This is a genomic window from Rhodococcus sp. 2H158 (genome assembly GCF_053764755.1).
In genome coordinates, this window is record NZ_JBSNCE010000010.1 from 49267 (window position 1) to 69691 (window position 20425).

At 69.0% G+C, this 20425-nt stretch carries 19 protein-coding genes, 1 tRNA gene and 1 pseudogene; 9 read left to right on the forward strand and 12 right to left on the reverse strand.

Features of this window, described 5'->3' with window-relative positions:
• The first annotated feature begins 367 nt into the window (after positions 1-367).
• The 3 genes and pseudogenes from ACWPOB_RS11655 to ACWPOB_RS11665 form a co-directional block, all read left to right on the forward strand.
• A complete protein-coding gene (locus ACWPOB_RS11655; RefSeq protein WP_455400897.1) occupies positions 368-703 on the forward strand; it encodes a hypothetical protein in 336 nt (111 codons plus the stop codon).
• 14 nt (positions 704-717) lie between these two features.
• Positions 718-1134 (forward strand): DUF1254 domain-containing protein, encoded by a 417-nt coding sequence (locus ACWPOB_RS11660; protein ID WP_455400898.1) that lies wholly within the window; start codon positions 718-720, stop codon positions 1132-1134.
• Positions 1135-1553: 419 nt separating this feature from the next.
• Positions 1554-1847, forward strand: a pseudogene (locus tag ACWPOB_RS11665) (DUF1214 domain-containing protein); the annotation flags it as partial.
• Between the two features lie 231 nt (positions 1848-2078).
• Here ACWPOB_RS11665 and ACWPOB_RS11670 read toward each other — a convergent pair.
• The 6 genes from ACWPOB_RS11670 to ACWPOB_RS11695 form a co-directional block, all read right to left on the reverse strand.
• Positions 2079-2152: transfer RNA gene (locus ACWPOB_RS11670), tRNA-Leu, on the reverse strand.
• 66 nt (positions 2153-2218) lie between these two features.
• On the reverse strand, positions 2219-3178 hold the full coding sequence (locus tag ACWPOB_RS11675; protein WP_455400899.1) for a Ppx/GppA phosphatase family protein: 960 nt from the start codon (positions 3176-3178) through the stop codon (positions 2219-2221).
• Complete coding sequence (locus ACWPOB_RS11680; RefSeq protein ID WP_455400900.1) at positions 3175-3702, reverse strand: DUF501 domain-containing protein; 528 nt, start codon at positions 3700-3702, stop codon at positions 3175-3177. The genes ACWPOB_RS11675 and ACWPOB_RS11680 overlap by 4 nt, the downstream gene beginning before the upstream one ends.
• Entirely contained in the window at positions 3699-4361 is a 663-nt protein-coding gene (locus ACWPOB_RS11685; RefSeq protein ID WP_455400901.1) for an FtsB family cell division protein, read from the reverse strand. Before ACWPOB_RS11685 ends, ACWPOB_RS11680 begins: the two co-directional genes overlap by 4 nt.
• Before the next feature lie 10 nt (positions 4362-4371).
• Positions 4372-5658 carry a phosphopyruvate hydratase gene (gene eno / locus ACWPOB_RS11690; protein ID WP_455400902.1) on the reverse strand — a complete coding sequence of 429 codons (1287 nt, stop codon included), beginning with the start codon at positions 5656-5658 and terminating at the stop codon, positions 4372-4374.
• A 153-nt stretch (positions 5659-5811) separates the two neighbouring features.
• Complete coding sequence (locus tag ACWPOB_RS11695) at positions 5812-6573, reverse strand: lytic transglycosylase domain-containing protein (RefSeq protein WP_455400903.1); 762 nt, start codon at positions 6571-6573, stop codon at positions 5812-5814.
• A gap of 139 nt (positions 6574-6712) precedes the next feature.
• Here ACWPOB_RS11695 and efeU point away from each other — a divergent pair, with 139 nt between their 5' ends.
• The 3 genes from efeU to efeB are packed head-to-tail and all read left to right on the forward strand — an operon-like array spanning position 6713 to position 10035.
• Positions 6713-7591, forward strand: a complete 879-nt coding sequence (gene efeU, locus ACWPOB_RS11700) for an iron uptake transporter permease EfeU (RefSeq protein WP_455400986.1) — start codon at positions 6713-6715, stop codon at positions 7589-7591.
• Positions 7592-7624: 33 nt separating this feature from the next.
• Complete coding sequence (efeO, locus tag ACWPOB_RS11705) at positions 7625-8764, forward strand: iron uptake system protein EfeO (RefSeq protein ID WP_455400904.1); 1140 nt, start codon at positions 7625-7627, stop codon at positions 8762-8764.
• Positions 8761-10035 carry an iron uptake transporter deferrochelatase/peroxidase subunit gene (gene efeB, locus ACWPOB_RS11710; RefSeq protein ID WP_455400905.1) on the forward strand — a complete coding sequence of 425 codons (1275 nt, stop codon included), beginning with the start codon at positions 8761-8763 and terminating at the stop codon, positions 10033-10035. Before efeO ends, efeB begins: the two co-directional genes overlap by 4 nt.
• 37 nt (positions 10036-10072) lie before the next feature.
• Here the strand turns inward: efeB and ACWPOB_RS11715 are convergent, their stop codons facing one another.
• The 6 genes from ACWPOB_RS11715 to ACWPOB_RS11740 form a co-directional block, all read right to left on the reverse strand.
• Positions 10073-11632, reverse strand: a complete 1560-nt coding sequence (locus ACWPOB_RS11715; protein WP_455400906.1) for a sugar transferase — start codon at positions 11630-11632, stop codon at positions 10073-10075.
• Positions 11633-11706: 74 nt separating this feature from the next.
• Positions 11707-13563, reverse strand: coding sequence for a putative bifunctional diguanylate cyclase/phosphodiesterase (locus ACWPOB_RS11720; protein WP_455400907.1), 1857 nt, complete (start codon positions 13561-13563; stop codon positions 11707-11709).
• 45 nt (positions 13564-13608) lie between these two features.
• Positions 13609-15741, reverse strand: a complete 2133-nt coding sequence (locus tag ACWPOB_RS11725; RefSeq protein ID WP_455400908.1) for an Rv1355c family protein — start codon at positions 15739-15741, stop codon at positions 13609-13611.
• A complete protein-coding gene (locus ACWPOB_RS11730; protein WP_263507555.1) occupies positions 15738-16082 on the reverse strand; it encodes a hypothetical protein in 345 nt (114 codons plus the stop codon). The genes ACWPOB_RS11725 and ACWPOB_RS11730 overlap by 4 nt, the downstream gene beginning before the upstream one ends.
• Positions 16083-16595: 513 nt before the next feature.
• The gene (locus ACWPOB_RS11735; protein WP_455400909.1) at positions 16596-17021 is read right to left on the reverse strand and encodes a hypothetical protein; all 426 of its coding nucleotides are present in this window, start codon (positions 17019-17021) and stop codon (positions 16596-16598) included.
• The gene (locus ACWPOB_RS11740) at positions 17018-17479 is read right to left on the reverse strand and encodes a GyrI-like domain-containing protein (RefSeq protein ID WP_165037020.1); all 462 of its coding nucleotides are present in this window, start codon (positions 17477-17479) and stop codon (positions 17018-17020) included. The genes ACWPOB_RS11735 and ACWPOB_RS11740 overlap by 4 nt, the downstream gene beginning before the upstream one ends.
• Positions 17480-17727: 248 nt before the next feature.
• Between ACWPOB_RS11740 and ACWPOB_RS11745 the strand changes: the two genes are divergently transcribed.
• The 3 genes from ACWPOB_RS11745 to ACWPOB_RS11755 are packed head-to-tail and all read left to right on the forward strand — an operon-like array spanning position 17728 to position 20425.
• The gene (locus ACWPOB_RS11745) at positions 17728-18984 is read left to right on the forward strand and encodes a class I SAM-dependent methyltransferase (protein WP_455400910.1); all 1257 of its coding nucleotides are present in this window, start codon (positions 17728-17730) and stop codon (positions 18982-18984) included.
• Positions 18981-19775 carry a glycosyltransferase family protein gene (locus ACWPOB_RS11750; protein ID WP_029542158.1) on the forward strand — a complete coding sequence of 265 codons (795 nt, stop codon included), beginning with the start codon at positions 18981-18983 and terminating at the stop codon, positions 19773-19775. Before ACWPOB_RS11745 ends, ACWPOB_RS11750 begins: the two co-directional genes overlap by 4 nt.
• Positions 19772-20425 (forward strand): PIG-L deacetylase family protein, encoded by a 654-nt coding sequence (locus ACWPOB_RS11755; protein WP_029542156.1) that lies wholly within the window; start codon positions 19772-19774, stop codon positions 20423-20425. The genes ACWPOB_RS11750 and ACWPOB_RS11755 overlap by 4 nt, the downstream gene beginning before the upstream one ends.

The following is a 20425-nucleotide window of genomic DNA, read 5'->3' on the forward strand; positions in this document are numbered from 1 at the left end:
GGCGGTGGATTCGGCCCTCCGGACGCTTCGCCCACGTCAGCACGAGCCTCGGCGCTGCGGAATTGGACGAATGCGCCGCGACCAGGGCCTTTGTCTGGGACGATGCCCACTGGAAGCACTTCCGGATCGGGCACAAGGACGGCGCCGTCGTCGACGAGCAGCCGTTCGCGACCCAGGACGAGGCGGCCGCGTGGGCACGCACGCACCCGCGGACGCTTCCCGACCGAGGAAGGGGCTGGGAGAAGGCGGGGCCCGCGCTCCTCATCCCTTGCAGGTGAAGGGAGCTACTCGATCGGCGGCCGACGACTGGGCAGCGCATCCGGGGCTCATCCTGCGAGTCCACTGATTCCGAGCGAGGACCGACATCATGGACGAAACCGCGCGGCCTTCGGAGCAGGTTCTGAATTCGATCTCGACACCCGTGGAAGTTGAGACAGCCTTCGGCAAACTGGAGTTCCCGCTCGGCAGGCCGACCGAGGAGACCACGAAACGGATCTACGACCATCTCGACTACCTGCATGCCGTCAATGCGTTCCTGAATGCACTTCCCGGAGTCAACACCTGGGCGATGCGCAAGGGGTATCTCGAGGCGGGTATCCGGGACAACGACGTCGTCGTGTGGTCGGGGATGCTGGACTCCAGGACGATCCTGCTCGGGGGAAGTTCCGACTCTCTCTCTACTTCTCCACGTTCGCGGACCTGACCGGCGGTCCACTGGTGGTCGAGAGTCCGCCGCTCACACTCACATTCATGAACGACATGTGGGCACGGTGGGTGACCGACTCCGGCATGGGCGGCCCGGACCGCGGCGCCGGCGGGCGGTACCTGTTGCTGCCGCCGGGCTACGAGGGTCCGCTTCCGGAGGGTGGGTTCTTCGTCAGCCGCTGCAGGACGACCCGGGTCTTCGTGTGGGGACGGGCGTTCCTCGAGAACGACGACCCGAAGCCGGGGGTCGAGCGGATCAAGGAGACGATGCGAATCTACCCTTACACGCCGGGAGGGTACGGCACGAGCATCGGAACCATCGTGACCGGCGGTCCGGCTCCGCGCTCCCCTGGACTGCAGAGACCTGGGCTCCCCGGATCGAGAAGCCACCTGCTCCACGGTTCGTCGAGGGAACCGGTCTCCCCATGAACACCGTCAATCCCAACGACAGTTCGTTCTACCAGTTCGCGAGTGACCTGGTGAGCGACCAGCCCGCCGAGGCACTCGATGCCGAGATTGCCGGCGAACTCGCCGCGATCGGGATCGTCAAGGGCAAGGCCTTCGAGCCGGACGCGCGGATGCGGGAGATCCTGACCGAGGCAGCCGCCGTGGGCAATGCGATCGCACGCACCCTCACCTTCCGCCCGCGCACAGAAGACGGGGTCCACTACTACGGGGAGGCGTCGCAATGGGTCAACGGCCTGCTCGCGGGCGGTTACGACTTCATGACCCCGCCCGCGGAGGTTTCCGACACGGGAATCGGGCCGTACCCGTCCGACGGCGCACGGAAGCTTCATCTTCGCACCCAGTTCTTCTACCTCGCCTGGGGAATCAGCCCGGCGATGTGCATGCGGATCACGAACCTCGGTTCGCAGTACCTCGTCGCGGCCGCGGACAAAGGAGGCCGAACCCTCGACGGCGGCAGGCATTACACGGTGTCGCTTCCCCCTGGAATCCCGGCCGCCAGGTTCTGGTCCCTGACCGCGTGGGACAACCAGACCCGGTCCATGCTCGACACACCGCAACGATTCTCGAAAGTCGGCAGCCAGGGCTACCCTCGCCTGGCTGCGACCGCCGATCCCGACGGGTCGACGACGGTGCACTTCGCGCCCGAACTCCCCGACGGCGTACCCGATGGCAACTGGATCCAGACGACGCCGGGCAGGGGATGGTGTGTGTGCCTGCGTCTCCTACAGCCCGCTGCAACCGTTCTTCGACAAGTCCTGGCGCCCCGGGGAGATCGAAGAAGCGGAGATCTGAAGGGATCACCGCCGTCGATGCTGGGCACCTCTTGCTGTTCACCCGACGACGCACCCGGTGGTGCGGGTCATTTACTACGGCCGCGAATTGGTCGCCGAATAGTACAGATCGAGTGCCCCCAGTCGGACTCGAACCGACACTTGGCGGATTTTAAGTCCGCTGCCTCTGCCAATTGGGCTATGGGGGCGCAAGAAGAGGGTAGTGCGTGGTGTCCTTCCGGACCCGGGCAGGTCCGGAAGGACACCACGGCGACCTACGCGATCGACAGCGCGATCCCGTCGAGGATGTCGTGCTCGCTGACGACGAGCTCGCCGATGCCCGCGCGACGACCGAGTTCGTCGGCCAGCACGGTCGTGACGATGGCCCCGCCGCCGATGACGTCGACCCGTCCGGGGTGCATCGGGCCGAGCGCCGCGCGCTCGTCGTGCGTGGCGGCGAGCAGGCCGTCGCACACCTCGCGCAGCCGGTCGAAACCGACGGTGGACAGGTGCACGCGCTCGGGGTCGTACTCCGCGAGGTCGTTCGCGAGGGCCGCAATCGTGGTCATGGTGCCGGCGACGCCGACCCAGGTGCGGGCCTGCTCGACCGGCACGTGTGCGAGCGCCTCGGCGATCTTCTCCCCCGCGAACTCTCGGGCCGCCGCGATCTGTTCGGCCGTGGGTGGGTCGTCGTGCAGGCACCGCTCGGTGAGCCGCACGCAGCCGATGTCGGTGGAGTAGGCGGCATGTACACCGTCGGCGTCGCCGAGCACCACCTCGGTGGAGCCGCCGCCGAGGTCCACGACGACGAACGGCCCCCGGGTGGGGTCGAGTTCGCCGACGGCGCCGGTGAAGGACAGCCGCGCCTCCTCGTCGCCGGTGATGACCTCGGCCTCGGCACCGGGGATCACCGCACCGAGGACCTCGCGGGTCATCGCGAAGAAGTCGTCCCGGTTGGCGGCGTCGCGGGTGGCGGAGGTCGCGACCATCCGCACCGCCTGCGCGCCGGTCTCCCGGATGAGGCCGGCGTATTCGACGAGGGCGACGCGGGTGCGTTCGATCGCCTCGGGGGCGAGCCGGCCGGTGGCGTCGACGCCCTGCCCGAGCCGGACGATGCGCATCAGCCGCGTGACGTCGGTGAGCCGGCCGTCGTCGCCGAGGTCTGCGATGAGCAGGCGGATGGAGTTGGTGCCGCAGTCGATCGCCGCGACGCGGCCGGCGCCGACGGCCGTCACTCGGTCTCCCCGCGCAGCTCGGCGTAGGTGGGCCAGTCGGCGGGGACGGCGGTGCCGCGCAGGCCGGCGTCGGCGGCGAGGGCGACGGCCTCGTCGCCGAAGGGGTTCACGCCCGGCCCCTTGGCGAGGGAGTGCGCGATGAGCACGTGCAGGCACTTGACGCGGTCGGGCATGCCGCCGCCGCTGAAGTCGGTGCCGAGCGATTCGATGGCGTCGCGTTCGGCGAGGTAGGACTCGTGGGCCCGCCGGTACGCGGCCGCACGGTCGGGGTCGGCGGCGAGCCGCTCGGTCATCTCCTTCATGACCCCGCCGGACTCCTGCCGGCTGGCCTCGGCGGTGAGCCGCGGATCGGTGAGGTAGTACAGCGTCGGGAACGGCGTGCCGTCGGGGAGTTTGGGCGCGGTCTTCACGACGCCGGGGGCTCCGTCCGGGCAGCGGTAGGCGATGGCGAGGACGCCACGCGGGGCCCGCCCGAGCTGGGCGGCGACGGCGTCGAGGTCTTCCTGTGCGACGGGATCGGTCACCCGGTCGGTTCTCCTGGTTCTGGGGGCGCCACCGGCATCTGCCGCGGCACCGGGGCGGGTTCGGGTTCTGGCGCGGGAACGGACACCGACTGCCACAGGTCGCTGTACCAGGCGCCGGTGGAGGGCAGTTCCTCGGTCTGCTCGGTGACCGGTTCCTGGTAGTCGCCGGGCAGCTGCACCTGGTAGGGAGTTTCGTTGGGCATGACGAACCGCAGCCGTTCGCGGGCCTGGGCGCGGATCCACGCCGGGTCCTCGATCTGTGCCTTCTGTTCGCGGAGCGCCGCGATCTCCTGTTCGAGCTGCGCCCGTTCCGCGGCGACCCGCTCGGCCTCGGAGCGCTGGCTGACGTACGTGCGCAACGGAACCGCGAGGGTCAGGGCGAGCCCGCACACCACGAGGGCGAGGACGACGGCGCGGCCGGTGGACAGGCCGAAGAAGGAGCGCTCGGCACGGGCGGGCCGGGATTCGCGCGGCGTTCCGACGCGGGTGGGCCGGGCCCGCCCCGATGCGCCACCGGTGCGGGCACCGGGGGCGTCGGCGGGCGGTTCCGTCGAGGCGGTAGGTCCGGCCGGGCGGGCCCGCCCGGGCCGCCGGACGCCCGGCGCACCCTCGGTGCGGGTGCGCCGGGCACCGGGCCGGGACCTACCGCGCTGGCTCATGCGGGTGCGCTCAGCCCTCGATGTTGAAACGCGGGAACGCCAGTTCGCCGGCGTACCGGGCGGCGTCGCCGAGCGACTCCTCGATGCGCAGCAGCTGGTTGTACTTGGCGACGCGCTCGGAGCGGGCCGGGGCACCGGTCTTGATCTGGCCGCTGCCCACGGCGACGGCGAGGTCGGCGATGGTGGTGTCCTCGGTCTCGCCGGAGCGGTGGCTCATCATCGACTTGTAGCCGTTGCGGTGCGCGAGGTCGACGGCGTCGAGGGTCTCGGTGAGGGTGCCGATCTGGTTGACCTTCACCAGCAGCGCGTTGGCGGCGCCCTTGACGATGCCTTCCTCGAGGCGCTCGGGGTTGGTGACGAACAGGTCGTCGCCGACGAGCTGCACCTTGTTGCCGATCTTGTCGGTCAGCGCGACCCAGCCGTCCCAGTCGTCCTCGCTCAGCGGGTCCTCGATGGACACGAGCGGGTACGCCGAGAGCAGCTCGTTGTAGAAGTCGGCCAGCTCGTCCGCGGTGCGGTCCTTGCCCTCGAACTTGTAGCCGGTGCCCTCGGTGTAGAACTCGGTGGCGGCGACGTCGAGCGCGAGCGCGACGTCGGTGCCGAGCTTCAGACCGGTCTTGGCGACGGCCTCGCTGATGAGGTCGAGGGCCTCCTTGGTGCCGGCGACGTCGGGCGCGAAGCCGCCCTCGTCACCGAGGCCGGTGGCCAGGCCGCGGCTCTTGAGCACGGACTTGAGGGCGTGGTACACCTCGGCGCCCCAGCGCAGGGACTCCTTGAAGGTGGGGGCGCCGATCGGGGCGACCATGAACTCCTGCACGTCGACGCCGGTGTCGGCGTGGGCGCCGCCGTTGAGGATGTTCATCATCGGCACGGGCAGGATGTGGGCGTTCGGGCCGCCGAGGTAGCGGAACAGCTCGAGTCCCGAGGACTCGGCCGCGGCCTTGGCGACGGCGAGGGACGCGCCGAGCAGGGCGTTGGCGCCGAGCCGGCCCTTGTCGGGGGTGCCGTCGGTGTCGAGGAGGGCCTGGTCGACGGTGCGCTGTTCGGTCGCGTCGAGGCCGATGATGGCCGGGGCGATCTCGCCGAGGACGCCCTCGACGGCCTGCTCGACGCCCTTGCCCAGGTAGCGCTCGCCACCGTCGCGCAGCTCGACGGCCTCATGCTCACCGGTGGACGCACCGGAGGGCACCGCAGCGCGGGCGAAACTTCCGTCGTCGAGCAGCACCTCGACCTCGACCGTGGGGTTACCACGCGAATCGAGGATCTCGCGGGCTCCTACCTGCTCAATGATGGCCACTGGCTGATTCTCCTTCGATGGACTTCACGCTGCGGGGTCTGCACGCTGGGAACAGCCTAACCGCCCCGACCTGCGCCCGAAGCACGGCGCGCCCCGCGGTGGCGGCCACCGGCCGCTCGCCCGGCTGGGAGGCGGACGGATCGGGCAGCCGCGTCAGGGCCGACGGCCCACCCCATACGCGGCGGCGCGGTCGCGCACCAGCGCGAGGTATTCGCCCGAGAGGTTGTAGGCCGTGAGCGCCCGCGTCCAGCCTTCGGCGGTGGTGAGGTCGCCGCCCCGGTCGCACAGGTAGCGGCCGGCGGTCAGGGCCGCGTCGTCGATGTTGTCGGGGTCGGCGACGCCGTCGCCGTTCGCGTCCACGCCCCAGCGGAACCAGGTCTCGGGGATGAACTGCATGGGCCCCACCGCCCGGTCGAGAACGGGGTCGCCGTCGAGCCGGCCGCCGTCGGTGTCCCGGATCTCGGCCAGCCCGGGACCACCGTCGAGGGGCACGCCGCGGATGGGCGGGTCGACGCGTCCGTCGGGGGCGATGCTCGCGCCGTTGTACCGGCCGTGCCGGCTCTCCACGCTCCCGATGCCGGCGAGCGTCGTCCATGCGAGCCCGCAGTCGGGGCGCGAGGCGGCGAGCACGGCTGCGGCGTGACCGTAGGCCTCGAGCGCTGTGCGGGGGATGCCGAGCGCCTCGGCCTGCGGTGCCGCCCAGTCCCGCAACTGGTCGGCGGTGCGGCCGGGGGCGTCGACGTCGATCGCCGGGACCGCGGTTCCGGGGGCGGGCGGGACGCCGTCGGGGATCGGGATGCGCGGCTCACGCGGGCTCCAGACGGCAATGCCGACGACCACGAGGATCACCGCGGCGACGGCGCCGAACACGGCGCGCGGCCAGGGTGAGCGTCGGCGCGAGGCGGCAGGGGGCATGGTTCCCATCATCCATACCCCTGGCAAAGCGCAGGTAAAGAGACCAAGGTCCCTGTTGACGGGGTCCCGACCGGGTGTATGTTTTCGGCTTGCATCACCTAAGAGAGGTTCGCCTCACCTAACCGTTGGAGTCATGCCCATGTCCGCACTCGCCGCGAGCTCCGGGGCCCCGTCGATCGCCACCCAGCTGTTCGGCTCCGGCCTCATCGGGCTCCGTGAGGGCCTCGAAGCGGGCATCGTCGTGATGATCCTGGTCGCCTTCCTCGTCAAGGCCCAGCGCCGCGACGCCCTGAGGTGGGTATGGCTCGGCGTCGGCACCGCCGTCGCCATGGTCGCCGCGACATTCGGGATCATCCACTTCGGCACCACCACCCTCACCGGCCTCGCCGCCGAGGTGGCCGCGGGTCTGGCGTCGCTCGCTGCGGTCGTGATCGTGACCGCCATGGTGCTGTGGATGCGCAAGGCGTCGCGGTCGATCTCCGGGGACCTGCGCTCCGGAATGGAGAAGGCACTGCTCGCGGGACCGGCGGCGGTGCTCACCCTGTCGTTCTTCGCGGTCGGCCGTGAGGGCCTCGAGACCGCACTGCTCATGGTCGGGTACGCGGAGAACACCGCCGGCAGCGCCTGGCCGCTCCTCGGCCTGCTCCTCGGCATCGGCGTGGCCGCCGGGCTCACGGTACTGATGTACCTCGGGGCGATCCGGATCGACATGGCCCGCTTCTTCAGGTACACCGGCGCCTTCCTGATCGTGGTCGCGGCCGGGATTCTCGCCTACGGCCTGCGCGCCCTCCAGACCGGCGGCGTCCTGCCCGGGGGCTCGAACCTCGCCTTCGACGTCTCGGCCCACTACGACGCCGGCAGCTGGTACGGCACCGTGCTGGCCGGGATCTTCAACCTCCGTCCGGACCCCACCGTCCTCCAGGCCGTCGCGTGGGTGAGCTATCTCGTCGTCGTCCTGTACCTGTTCCTGCGTCCCGTCGCGCCGGCCCGCACACCCGAACCGGCCGTCGCCGTCTGACCCCGCCCCTCCCTGTTCGAAAGGCACCGATCCATGCGTCGATCCACGTACGCCCTCGCGGCGGCAGCGGCCCTGCCCCTCGCCCTGGCGGGCTGCACCGAGAAGTCGACCGCCGGCGACGACACGATCGCGGTCACCGCCACCGACACCGCCTGCGACGTGGCGGCGGCGGACGGCGCGACCGGGCACTCGACGTTCAGCATCACCAACAACGGCACCAAGGTCACCGAGTTCTACGTGTTCGCGGACGGCGACCGGGTGATGGGCGAGATCGAGAACATCGGCCCCGGACTCACCCGGCAGCTGATCGTGAACCTGCCCGAGGCCGGCACCTACGAGCTGTCCTGCCGCCCCGGCATGGTCGGCGACGGGATCCGTCAGGAGTTCGTGGTCACGGGCGATTCCCAGGCCGCCACCGACGCCGACGGCAAGCTCGCCGAGGCGGGCGACGGCTACCGCCGGTACATCCGCAGCCAGACCGAAGCCCTCGTCACCGCCACGGGCGAGTTCGTCGCCGCCGTGAAGGCCGGCGACGTCGACGAAGCCAAGCGGCTGTTCCCCGTCAGCCGCACCTACTTCGAACGCATCGAGCCGGAGGCGGAGAGCTTCGGCGACCTCGACCCGCGGATCGACCTGCGCGAGGCGGATCTCGAGCCCGGCCAGGCCTGGACCGGATTCCACCGGCTCGAGAAGGACCTGTGGGTGCAGGGCGCCCAGCCCGACACGGGCGCGATCGCCGATCAGCTCGCGGTCGACGTCCAGGAGCTGGCCGACCTGGTGAACGCCGCCGACTACACGGTCGACCCGACCAAGATCGCCGGCAACGCGCAGGGCCTGCTCGACGAGATCGCCACCTCGAAGATCACGGGTGAGGAGGACATCTTCTCCCACACCGACCTGTGGGACTTCCAGGGCAACGTGGACGGCTCGCAGGCCGCGGTCGCCGCGCTGCGCCCGATCCTCGACGCGAACGATCCCGAGCTGGCGCAAGCCATCGACGCCCGGTTCGCCGACCTCGACGCCGCGCTCGCCCGGTACCGGCAGGGCGACGGCTTCGTCTCCTACGACACCGTGACCGAGCCGCAGCGGCAGGAACTCTCGCGCCTGATCGACGCACTCTCGGCCGAGGTGAGCAAGGTGCAGGGTGTCGTCGCGGGGGCTGCGGGCGCATGAGCGGGACCCCGGACACCGCCGCGGCCCCCGCCTCCCGCGGGGGCATCTCCCGTCGCCGCCTGTTCGGTGCGGTCGGTGCCGGCGCCGCGCTCGCCGGAGCGGGCGCGGTGGTCGGCCGGGTCACCGCACCCGGCGCGGACACCGGCCACGCCGGCGCCGTCCCGTTCCGGGGCGAACACCAGGCCGGGATCGTCACCCCCGCCCAGGACCGCATGCACTTCGTGGCGTTCGACGTCACCACCGACGACCGGGACGAACTCGTCGCGCTGCTGAAGACGTGGACCGAGATGGCCGAGCGGATGACCGCCGGGCTCGAGGCCACCGAGGACGGCGCCACCGGCGAGGGCCCCTACCGTCCGCCCACCGACACCGGCGAGGCCCTGGACCTCGACGCCTCCCAGCTGACCCTGACCATCGGGTTCGGCCCGTCGCTGTTCGACGGCCGGTTCGGTCTCGCCGACCGCAGACCGTCTGCACTCGAGGAACTTCCGCACTTTCCCGCCGACAACCTCGATCCGGCCCGCAGCGGCGGCGACATCGCCATCCAGGCGTGCGCCAACGATCCCCAGGTGGCGGTGCACGCCATCCGCAACCTGGCACGGGTCGCGTTCGGCACCGCGTCGGTGCGCTGGTCGCAGCTCGGCTTCGGCCGCACCTCGTCCACCTCGACGTCGCAGCAGACGCCGCGGAACCTGTTCGGATTCAAGGACGGAACCAACAACCTCAAGGCCGAGGACCCCGGCGCGCTCACCGAGTCGGTGTGGGTCGGCCCCGGCGACGACCAGGCCTGGCTCGCCGGCGGCACCTACCTGGTGGCGAGGCGGATCCGCATGCTCATCGAGCAGTGGGACCGAGCGGTGCTGCAGGAGCAGGAGCAGGTGATCGGCCGCACCAAACGCGACGGCGCTCCGCTCGGGAAGACCGGCGAGTTCGACGAACTCGACCTCGAGTCCAGGGGGCCGGACGGGCCGTTCGTCCCCGTCGACGCACACGTGCGCCTCGCGTCGGCCCAGCACCTCGGCGGGCTGAAGATCCTGCGCCGGGGCTACAACTTCACCGACGGCTCCGACGGCTTCGGCCACCTGGACGCGGGCCTGTTCTTCATCGCGTTCTGCCGCAACCCTCTCGAGCAGTTCGTGCCGATGCAGCGCGAACTGGCACGGCGCGACGCGCTCAACGAGTACATCCAGCACGTCGGGTCGGCGGTGTTCGCGTGCCCGCCCGGGCCGGCACCGGGCGAGTATTGGGGGCAGGCGCTCTTCGAGGCGTGAACCGTCCCGGAACGAGATCGGTGAGGCCGAGCGGGGCTCAGTAGGCGCCGTCGCGGTGCAGGACGGCCCGGAGGGTCCTGCGCAGAATCGACAGATCGAGGGCGAAGGTCCAGTTCTCGACGTAACGCAGATCGGCGCGCACCGACTCCTCCCAGCTCAGATTGCTTCGTCCGCTGACCTGCCACAACCCGGTCAGTCCCGGCTTGACGAACAGCCGCCGGCGGGCGCCGTCCTCTCCGTACCGGGCCACCTCGCATTCCAGCGGGGGACGTGGGCCGACCAGCGACATGTCGCCGGTGACCACGTTGAACAGCTGCGGCAGCTCGTCGAGCGAGTACCGGCGGATGAAGCGGCCGACCCGCGTGACACGGGGGTCCTCCCGCATCTTGAACAGGATCCCGTTGCCGTCGCTGCAGTCGGTCAGGTCCGCGAGACGATCCTCCGCATCGACCACCATGCTGCGGAATTTGAACATCGTGAACGTCCGCCCGTCCCTGCCGACCCGGGTCTGCCGGAAGAGCACGGGACCCGGGCTCGTGAGCCGGACGGCGAGGGCAATGGCCAGCAGCAACGGCGCCAGGAGCACCACGATCATCAGGGCGGCCACACGGTCGAAGATGTTCTTCACCAACCACGCCGGGCCGGCGTAGCGCGGGGCACTGAGCTGGAGCAACGGCAGCCCGGCGAGGGGTGCCATGTGCAGGCGCGGCCCCACCAGGTCCATGAGAACCGGAGCCATGAGGAGATCGGCGCCCGTGTGCTCCAGATCCCAGCTGAGTCTGCGGGTCTTCGAGTGCGTCCAACCGCTCGACGGCAGCAGCGCCACCGCCTGGAACCCGTGCAGCTGCGTGATTCCGACGATGTCGTCCTCGGTCCCCAGCACCGGCACATCGTCGACGGCGAGGGGCAGCACCACTCCTGACGTCCTGGCGGGCAGGCAGATCCCGTCCACCTGCCAGCCCGCATCGCGCAGCTCCCCCGCCCGGGCCAGCAGCTCGTGCACCTCGATCGAGTCACCCGCGACGAGCACCGACCGCACGAGGCGTCCCCGGCGGCGGCGCATGCGGACGAATCGCCGCAACAGCAGGCGGGCACCCAGCGTTGCAGCGCCGGCCAGGGGCAAGGCACCGAAGATCCAGGACTGGCCGCTTGCCGTCCCCCACGCGTATCCGGCCCCCGCCAGGACCGCGACCGCAAGGACGTAGGCACGGCCGACACGCCGGAACTCCTCGACCCCCGCCCCGAGAACCCTGGCATCCCATGCCTTTTGCACCGCCAGGGCGAGCACGGCAGCGAACGGTACGACCATCACGAGCGCGAGCGTCTTACCACTGGGCAACTCCCCCCGGTGGTAGCCGAAGGTGACGGCCAGGTCCGCAATCAGCACGCACAAGAGGTCGATGCAGAAGACAAGAATCGCATAGCGTCGTTCCCAGGCCGGCCGCGGCACGGCTTCCGGAGCACACAGCCCGGGCAGGCTCCGGACCACTCCTGTTCGGTCCCCGCCCCTTCGCTCCACGGACGAGCCTTCTGCGGCGTTTCCCGCCTCAGCGAAGGTTCTCGCCGTTTCCCGGTTTTGCATCAGGGCCCGCCCCATTTCGGAGTCGCACGACTCTCGGACCCCTAAAACATACTCGGAGATTGTTTACCCGGCAATAACGGACTGGCAGTTCATTCGGGGAGCGAAGCCGGGAGTCTCCACGGGAGTTCGATCCTGCCGTGACGCAGCATCTCGGCGATTTGCTCGGGCGGCTGGGGCCGGCTGAGGAGGAATCCTTGCGCGCGTCGACACCCGAGTTCCAGCAGCTTCATCGCCGCCGCCACGGACTCGAGCCCTTCGGCCACGACGTCCAGCCCGAACGCAGAGGCCAGCCCCATGATCGATTCGACGATGACGCGGTCGCTCTCGCTGCGCTGCAGATTGAGCACGAACGCCTTGTCGATCTTGAGTGTGTGGACCGGCAGAGACTTCAGGTGGGCGAGCGAGCTGTAGCCGGTGCCGAAGTCGTCGATCGCGCAGCACACGCCCAGACGCTCGAGCCGGCGCAGCGTCTTGCGGGAGCGCTCCAGATCGCTGACGACCACGTACTCGGTGATCTCCAGGCACAGGCACGAGCTGCCCAGGCCGAACTCCTCCAGCGTGCTCTCCACCGTCTCCACGAAGTCCAGGCTCACCAGCTGCACCGGCGAGACGTTCACGCTCATCTGCAGGTTCAACCCCGGGATCCGGCGCCGCCACTCGGCCAGCTGCCCGCACGCCGTCCGCAGCACCCAGCGCCCTAGTTCGCCCGCAAGGTTCGTCGACTCGGCCACCTCGATGAACTCGGCCGGCTGCAGCTTGCCCAGCACCGGGTGATTCCACCGCACCAGGGCCTCGACACCGAGAATGCTGCCGTCGCGCAGGTCGAACTCGGGTTGATATTCGAGGGTGAGGTGCTCGTCGTCGATCGACGTCCGCAGGCTCAGCTCGATGAGGTTGCGGCGTTCGCTCGCACCCCGCATGTCGTCGGTGTACGCGACGACGCTGTTGCCGCCCTTGCTCTTGGCCATCAGCATCGCCTCGTCGACGCGCCCGAGCAACGCCACCGGAGTGATCCGTCCGGGCTCGCCTACGGCGACACCGAGGCTGCCGCCGCGACCGACGACCTGGCTGCCCAGCTGCACCGACATCCCGACCGCCCACCGCAGTGCCTCGGCGCGTTCCCGGGCCACCTCGAGCGACACCGCCCCGTCGAGCACGATGACGAATTCGTCACCGCCGAGGCGCGCCACCATGTCCTTCGGATCGCACACCCGCGACAGCCGCTGCGCGGTGCGGCACAGGAACACGTCGACGGCCGCGTGACCGAGGAAGTCGTTGAGCGGCTTGAGGCGGTCCAGATCGAGGAACAGGACGGCGACCGGTCCCGGCTGCCCCCGCTTCAACCGCTCCTCGAGGTGTTCGAGGAGGGCCCGCCGGCTCGCCAGGCCGGTGAGGTCGTCGTGATAGGCGGCGTCGCGCAGGTCCTGTTCCGCGCGGACCCGGGCCTGCACCTGGGCCAGCAACGCCGCGATCATCATCAAGGTGTTGATCTCGTCCTCGCTCCAGTCACGATCACCGGCCTTGATGAAGCCCAGGGTGCCCGTGGTGACGCTGCCGGAGATCAGCGGCACCGCCGCGACCGAGACCTCAGGCACTCCCGAACCCGCGCGCACCCGGTTCGCGTATTCGGCACCCGACTGCGCCGGACGGCTGACCGCCGGTTCCTTCATGGTCTCGGTCATGGCGAAGATCGGGTCGGCGTCGCGGAAGTGCACCACGCCCAGGGGATCCGGGCTCGGCACGAACTCCCGCGGCGGCCACTCGGCGACGAGCACCGTCGCGTGGATGTCGTGGTCGTTGTAGCGAAGAAAGCAGGTGTCGACCTCGAAGTGCTCGACGAGGTCCTGGAGCACCCTTTCGATCACCGAGTGATGAGACGCGGCGTCCGCCGGCATGAGGCGGGAAGCGACCCGGGTGACAATGTTCTCGAAGCTCTTCTCCGCCATCCCAAACCCCTTGTGAGCAGCACATCCGACGCGACCGTGACCGCATCAGGGATGTCTTCGAACCCTATCCGAGCGGCGCGCACTGCGAACCCGTTCCGGCCGCGCCCGCGCCACCCGGAGCAGGAGGGCGAAGCGTCGTCCGATCGGTCTGTCGAACACGTCGTCGAACGTCGACTGCAGTTTTCCGAGAGCGCCGAACCGGACCTCCGAGAGCCGGGTGAGGTCGGTGTCGTCCTCGGCGTAGAGGAACACCGGTGACGCCGGCTGGACCGCCAGGCCCATGCCGTGGGCGCATATCCACACGCTCTCGGCCGCCATTCCCGCTCGGACGTAGTCGGCCGGCCGCGGTCCCGCCGCGAACACCGCTACGAGTGCCGAGCTGCTTCGCACCCGCGTTCCGGTCAGACGCCCCAGGCCGTGCCCGAGGTCCCACTCCCCGAGTTGATCGAGCACATCGTTTCGCACCGTCAGGTCGAGCATCGTGCGCTCCGCGTCGTCCATCCCGAGTGCTCCGACGTCGATGCCACTGTCGATGTCCTCGGAGTGCGGCCACCGCAGTTCCGCGAGCATCTCCCGGCGCAGGACGGGAGTCAGGTAGCGGATCCTGTCCGATTCCGCGAGCAGCTCCGCGGTCTCGGCCAGGCGATCGGCGTCCGTGACGACCCGGATCCGGCCGCCCTCCCGCGCGGCCGCCGCGTGCAGGGCAGCCGTCTCGGCATCGGACAGTGGCGATCCGTCACCGGGTTGCCGATTGGTGCCGCGCGAGAGCATGGACTCGTACTGAGCGGCCAGCACCGGGTCGGTGTCGTCGGCGAACCGCATCGTCGCGATCACCTCGCGCGGCGGCTCGCCGCCGTCCCGCGCGAGCACTCGAACCGGACCGAGTATCCGGTGTGCCGCCGCGGCGATGCGCGCGTTCTGCAGGGCTGCGCCGAGCGCCACGTAGCTGCCCCGACAGTGGATGTCGATCGCGGTCGGCACGAAGTCGTCCGAGATGTCGATCTCCAGCATCCCGCCGCCGGCCGTGATGGACCAGGGTTGGCTGTTACCTCCCGAGGGGGCTCTGTTCGCGGCATGCAGTACCCGGTCGATCGGATCGCCCGATTCCGCGGGCAGGGGGGCTTCCGCGACGGCCCGGTTCCCCGGGTCCGGAGGTAGGGTCAGGGCGTCGAGGCAGGCCTCGACGTCCACGCGGCCTCGCCCCGAGTTCAGCGGCTGCCCGAGGCCCAGCCGGCGCACGACCGCGGCGACCGTCGCGCCGCCGAGCATCACCTCGCTCCCCAGTTGAGGCCAGGTGACCAGCGTCCGCTCCACCTCCAGGAGGGAGGCTGCCATCCGGGTCGAGATCCGCTCCGGTCCCAGCAGGCGCAGAGCGTACGGAATCTTCTCCCGACCCGACAGGGCGGCGAGCCGCTGCGGGTCGATCTCTCCCAGCAATCCGTGAAACGGGGGTCCCGGCCGCAGGTCGAAGCGCTCGACGTCGATCAACCCCCGGTCACTCGTCTCCATCACCACCGGGACGGCTCGCCGGGCCGCTTCCGCGCGCAACACGACCTTGACGTCCAGGGAGTCGCACTCGTCCACGACGACGTCGAGTCCGTCCAGGAACTCGCTCATCGTTTCCGGTCCGACCCCGTCGGGCCACACCGACAGGGACAGGTACGGATCCAGCTCCGAGAGTCGTCGCGCGGCCACGACCGCCTTGTTCGTGCCCAGATCGACGAGGGAGGCCGGCACCCGGTTGAGATTCGACAGCTCGATCGGGTCGAAGTCGGCGAGCCGCAGTTCGCCGCACACCCCGTCGAGCACCAGCGCCTGCGCGACCGAGAAGCCGACGCTCAATCCGACGATCCCGACCGTCAATCCGCGCAGCCGGTCCTGTTCGGCCGACGTCACCTTGTTCCGGTTACGGTCCAGCCGTAGCCGCCGGAACGAGTGCGGGCCGAGCACGCGGACGACGGTCCGGCGCCAGGGGTAGTGGACCCACCGTGCCGGTTCGTCGAGCAATTCGCTCCCCGGCGGCGGGAGCACTTCGCGCAGTCCTCTCACCTGATCGGCGAGACGGTCGACGACCACGAGGCCGGGTTCGGTACGAACGCGCCGGAATTCCTCCATATCCTCCGGCCGGTCTTCCGCAAACACGGAAGCCATCCATCCGGCCTCGCCGTCGGGCATCACGCCGGCTCCCCGTCGAACGGAAAACCACCCACTTCTCGTCGGAGTTCGTCGCCGAGCGGATCGGCGCGCAGACGGTCCCACCACATGAGCCGGGTCCGATAGCGGGCGTCCGGGTACGGGGTGGCCGGCATGCTCTCGTCCACCACTCCCCCGCAGGTCTTCCACAGATCCAGAAGGTTGTCGGCGGCCGTGGCCATCATGTACCGGGATTGGAGCAGGTCCATGAACTTCGCGCCCATCCGGGCTATCGCAAGGGTGAGCTCTCGACGCTGGGGCACATCCTCGGACACCCATGCGGCCTTCGCCTCGATCAGACCGAACGGGATTCGGCTCTCGATCATGCTGCGGAGGTGATCGACGTGCTCCGGAGCACTCCACTCGGTCACGGCATGGGACTCGTCCGCACTGCGAAAAGGCCCCTGAGCTCGTACCCCACCCACGACGACCCCCCTTCGATCGAGCCCTGCGCAGAACATCGCCGTGTTCTCCCCGCTTCGCACATTCTCGTACTCGAGTGCGCACTCGACGCCGAATCTGCGATAGGCCCCCAATGCCCGGGCGAGATATTCGTTCCACAGATCCGGCGCCGCACTCGGTGCGGCAGCGACGAACGAATAACCGGAGGCAGGATCCCTGTAGGTCGAGACGCGCTCGCGCACCGAGTCCGATGCGACCCGCACTGCTCGATCCACTGTCGGCCTCCGACCTTGCGGGTGACCCCGATCGGAGTCACCCGGCGGACCACATCAGGCCCTCTCGCTCACCGCCGTCGTGATCGTCGACCTGGGACGGCACGGGGCATACATGTGGCTGTATGGGTCGAGTATGCAGTATTCGGGTGTTTCACAAGGTCTTCAAGCCAAAGAAATGTAAAGTTCCGTTACTCCCGACGGGCCGATGACAGCCACCTCCTCACGATACGCCCGTTCGATCCGCCCCTCCTTTTCGGCAATCTCGACCTGGTGCCACACGTCCTCGACGGGATCGGAGTGATCGCCGCCCGGAACGAAGCGGGCGAAGTATCCGGTGGGGACCCGCACCAGCGAGTCTCCGATCGTCAGGTCGGACAGGCCGTCGCAGCGATAGCCGACCACCGCGTTCCATCCGACCTCGGGGTGGCAGATGTAGACCACGACCACCTCGCCGATGCCGCGCGCGCGGATGCGATCCTCCGTAAAGGTCAGCAGTTCGGACCGCTGCCCGGTCGCCCCCGGCTCGAGTCCGGGCAGAACGAGTCCCCCCACACAATGGTCGTGCAGCTTGGTGAGTTCGAAAGTCATTGCGCACCAGCCTTTTCCGTGGTTCTGATCGCCACGTACATGTCGATGCGGTACGCGTGGGGATAGAACTCGAAGTCGCCGGTGAACGACCGGACGATCTCACCCGCCTCCTCGGCCGCACGGATCTGGTTCCACAGGTCGATGAAGACGCCGGGAAACGTACCGGTCGAGGAGAACTTCGCGTAGGTCCCGGCGGGCAGGCAGGCCACGAGGTGGCCTTCGGTCACCTGGTCCAGCGACTCACATTGATAGCCGACCGTCTGGGTGTAGTAGGAGTCGATATCCACCGCGTGATCGGTGTAGGCGGAGGCCAGGGGCCCGCCGAGTTCCTGCTTCAGCACCGCCGACCACGCCCGTTCGAGCGCCCGGTCGCGAACCTTGCCGAGGGCCCGGCGCGGACTGCGCACGGGCAGGCCGGCGACGAGCGTCTGTTCGCGCTGAACAATCTGAAACGACATCGGGCGACCTCCCCAGGATCTCACCGTACGCCTCGACACCCCCGGCGTGCCCGACCCACGTGTGGGGTGTGAGTGATTCGAGTCTAGGGGTGTCTACCAATTGGCACCAAACAGCAGGCAAAACAATCTCGAAGATTGTTTCAGGGTTCCATTCATCCTCTCAGTATGATTATCTAATCGAGTCGGACCTGATGTTGCGAATATCTCGTCGGCACGGTTCCCACCGACTGCCCCGAGGGGTGCCATCAATGAAGTGCCGCCTGTGCGAATCGGAACGGCTCCTCAGCGTGCTCGATCTCGGCGCCACACCGCCGTGCGAACGCTTCCTGGCCGCCGACGAGCTCGACCTGCCCGAAACCACCTACCCCCTGCATCTGCGGCTGTGCGAGGACTGCCTGCTGCTGCAGATCCCTGCGCTGATCACACCCGAGGACACCTTCACCGAATACGCCTACTACTCGTCGTTCTCCGACTCCTGGGTCGACCACGCGCGGCAGTTCGTGGAAGCCGCCATCCGGGATCTGCATCTCGGCGCGGGCTCGTCGATCGTGGAGGTCGCCAGCAACGACGGTTATCTGTTGCGGCACGCGGTCGCGGCCGGCATCCCGTGCCTGGGCATCGAACCGTCGGTGAATGTCGGTTCCGCGGCTCGTGCCATCGGGGTTCCCACCGTCACCGCTTTCCTCGACGAAAGCCTCGCCGAGGACATCCGCGGGGAGTACGGGCCCGCGGACCTGGTCGTGGCGAACAACGTCTACGCCCACATCCCGGACCTGCTCGGGTTCACCCGATCGTTGCGCACCCTCGTCGCCGACGACGGCTGGATCTCCATCGAGGTGCACCACGCACTGAACCTCGTGCGCGAAGCGCAGTTCGACACCGTCTACCACGAGCACTTCCAGTACTACACGGTGCTGTCCGCGATGCGGGCGCTCGCCACCGGCGGCCTGTCGGTCGTCGACGTGGAACTTCTCGGCACCCACGGCGGATCGATCCGGCTCTGGGCCCGGCCGGACGAGGTCGCGGATCCCCCCGGGTCACGGGTGGAAGCCGTGCTCGAGGAGGAACGCCGGGCGGGTCTGCACACGACGGCGGGTTACCGCGAACTCGAGGCCCGCGCCCGTTCCGTCCGCCAAACCCTCCTGCGCTTCCTCCTCGACTGCCACGATCAGGGCCTGTCCGTCGTCGGTTACGGCGCGCCGGGCAAGGGCAACACCCTGCTCAACTACTGCGGCATCCGCCCCGACCTCATGGCGTACACCGTCGACCGGAATCCGTACAAGCACGGGCGTTACACGCCCGGAGCCCGGATCCCGATCCTGCCGCCGGAGCAGATCGAGAAGGACCGGCCCGACGTGGTCGTCGCCCTGCCGTGGAACCTGGCGGCGGAACTGACGACCCAGCTGCAGTACATCTCCGCCTGGGGCGGCCGGCTCGTCTTCCCGCTGCCCACTCTGCACACCACCATCGGCCCCGCCGACTTCGTCAGGAGGATCACGGTATGAAAGTCGTTCTGTTCTGTGGCGGCTACGGCATGCGGATGCGCAGCGACCGCACCGACGAAATCCCCAAGCCCATGCAGATGGTGGGACCGCGGCCGCTGCTGTGGCACATCATGAAGTACTACGCGCACTTCGGCCACACCGAGTTCATCCTGTGTCTGGGCTACGGGGGAACCAAGATCAAAGAGTTCTTCCTCGACTACCACGAGGAGGCATCCAACGACTTCGTCATGCACCGCAACCGGGTCGAACTGCTCCACACGGATATCAGCGACTGGTCGATCACCTTCGTCGACACCGGTCTCGAATCCTCGATCGGCGAGCGGCTTCGCCGCGTACGGAACTATCTCGGAGGCGACCAGCACTTCCTGGCCAACTACGCGGACGTGCTCACAGACGCGCCACTCGATCGGATGATCGAGCGGTACCACGAGTCCGGCGCGACCGCCGCACTGCTGGTCGTACCCCCACAGTCCTCGTTCCACTGTGTGGATCTGGCCGAGAACGGGGAAATCAAGGAAATCGTGCCGGTCAGCCACTTCCCCATCTGGGAGAACGGCGGCTACTTCGTGCTGAATCGGGAGATTTTCGAGCTGTTGCCGCCAGGGGGTGACCTTGTCACCGACGTGTGCGGCACCCTTGCGGGCCGCGGCCGCCTGTTCGGATATCGGCACGACGGCTTCTGGAAGCCGGCGGATACGTTCAAGGAACGTGCGGAGCTCGACGACAACTACGCGCGAGGGATCCGCCCGTGGATGCTGTGGGAACCGACCGCCGTGGCGGTGCAATCATGATCGAGCTCTGCGCCGGCGACGTCCGAGAGATTGCAGTGCTCGGTGCGCACTGCGACGACATCGCCATCGGCGTCGGCGGCACATTGCTGACGCTGTCGGCTCGGGTCTCGTCCCCGCTGCGCGTGCATGCCTTCGTACTTTCCGGTGAGGACTCGCGGCGCGAGATCGAGGAGCGGCACGCTCTGGCGGCGCTGTGTCCCGGTGCCGAGGTCGAGGTGAGGGTCCTCGACGTTCCCGACGGCCACGCCCCTGGATACTGGGAGCCCATCAAGAACGCACTCGAATCGTTCCGGCACACCTGCGAACCCGACGTGGTGTTCGCGCCGCATCGCGACGACGCGCATCAGGATCATCGAATACTGGCCGAGCTGGTGCCCACCGTTTTCCGTGACCACCTGGTCCTGGGGTACGAGATCCTCAAATGGGAAACGGATACGCCACGACCGACGATCTACCATCCGCTGACCCGCAGGATCGCCGAGGAGAAGGCACGGATCCTGCTCAAGCACTACCCGTCCCAGACCGACCACGACTGGTTCGACGAACAGGCATTCCTGGGTCTTTCCCGTCTCCGCGGCGTGCAATGCCGACGGCCGCACGCCGAGGCCTTCGTCGTGGAGAAGGCCACCGTCCACTTCGGAAAGGTATGA

Coding starts and splice junctions, on each gene's coding strand:
- ACWPOB_RS11720 (WP_455400907.1), bottom strand. CDS start 13,563: ATGGCGGAGAAGAGCTTCGAGAACATTGTCACCCGGGTCGCTTCCCGC.
- ACWPOB_RS11685 (WP_455400901.1), bottom strand. CDS start 4,361: ATGAGCCAGCGCGGTAGGTCCCGGCCCGGTGCCCGGCGCACCCGCACC.
- ACWPOB_RS11695 (WP_455400903.1), bottom strand. CDS start 6,573: ATGCCCCCTGCCGCCTCGCGCCGACGCTCACCCTGGCCGCGCGCCGTG.
- ACWPOB_RS11755 (WP_029542156.1), top strand. CDS start 19,772: ATGATCGAGCTCTGCGCCGGCGACGTCCGAGAGATTGCAGTGCTCGGT.
- ACWPOB_RS11750 (WP_029542158.1), top strand. CDS start 18,981: ATGAAAGTCGTTCTGTTCTGTGGCGGCTACGGCATGCGGATGCGCAGC.
- efeO (WP_455400904.1), top strand. CDS start 7,625: ATGCGTCGATCCACGTACGCCCTCGCGGCGGCAGCGGCCCTGCCCCTC.
- efeB (WP_455400905.1), top strand. CDS start 8,761: ATGAGCGGGACCCCGGACACCGCCGCGGCCCCCGCCTCCCGCGGGGGC.
- efeU (WP_455400986.1), top strand. CDS start 6,713: ATGTCCGCACTCGCCGCGAGCTCCGGGGCCCCGTCGATCGCCACCCAG.
- ACWPOB_RS11655 (WP_455400897.1), top strand. CDS start 368: ATGGACGAAACCGCGCGGCCTTCGGAGCAGGTTCTGAATTCGATCTCG.
- ACWPOB_RS11735 (WP_455400909.1), bottom strand. CDS start 17,021: ATGACTTTCGAACTCACCAAGCTGCACGACCATTGTGTGGGGGGACTC.
- ACWPOB_RS11715 (WP_455400906.1), bottom strand. CDS start 11,632: ATGGGGCGGGCCCTGATGCAAAACCGGGAAACGGCGAGAACCTTCGCT.
- ACWPOB_RS11745 (WP_455400910.1), top strand. CDS start 17,728: ATGAAGTGCCGCCTGTGCGAATCGGAACGGCTCCTCAGCGTGCTCGAT.
- ACWPOB_RS11740 (WP_165037020.1), bottom strand. CDS start 17,479: ATGTCGTTTCAGATTGTTCAGCGCGAACAGACGCTCGTCGCCGGCCTG.
- ACWPOB_RS11730 (WP_263507555.1), bottom strand. CDS start 16,082: ATGATCGAGAGCCGAATCCCGTTCGGTCTGATCGAGGCGAAGGCCGCA.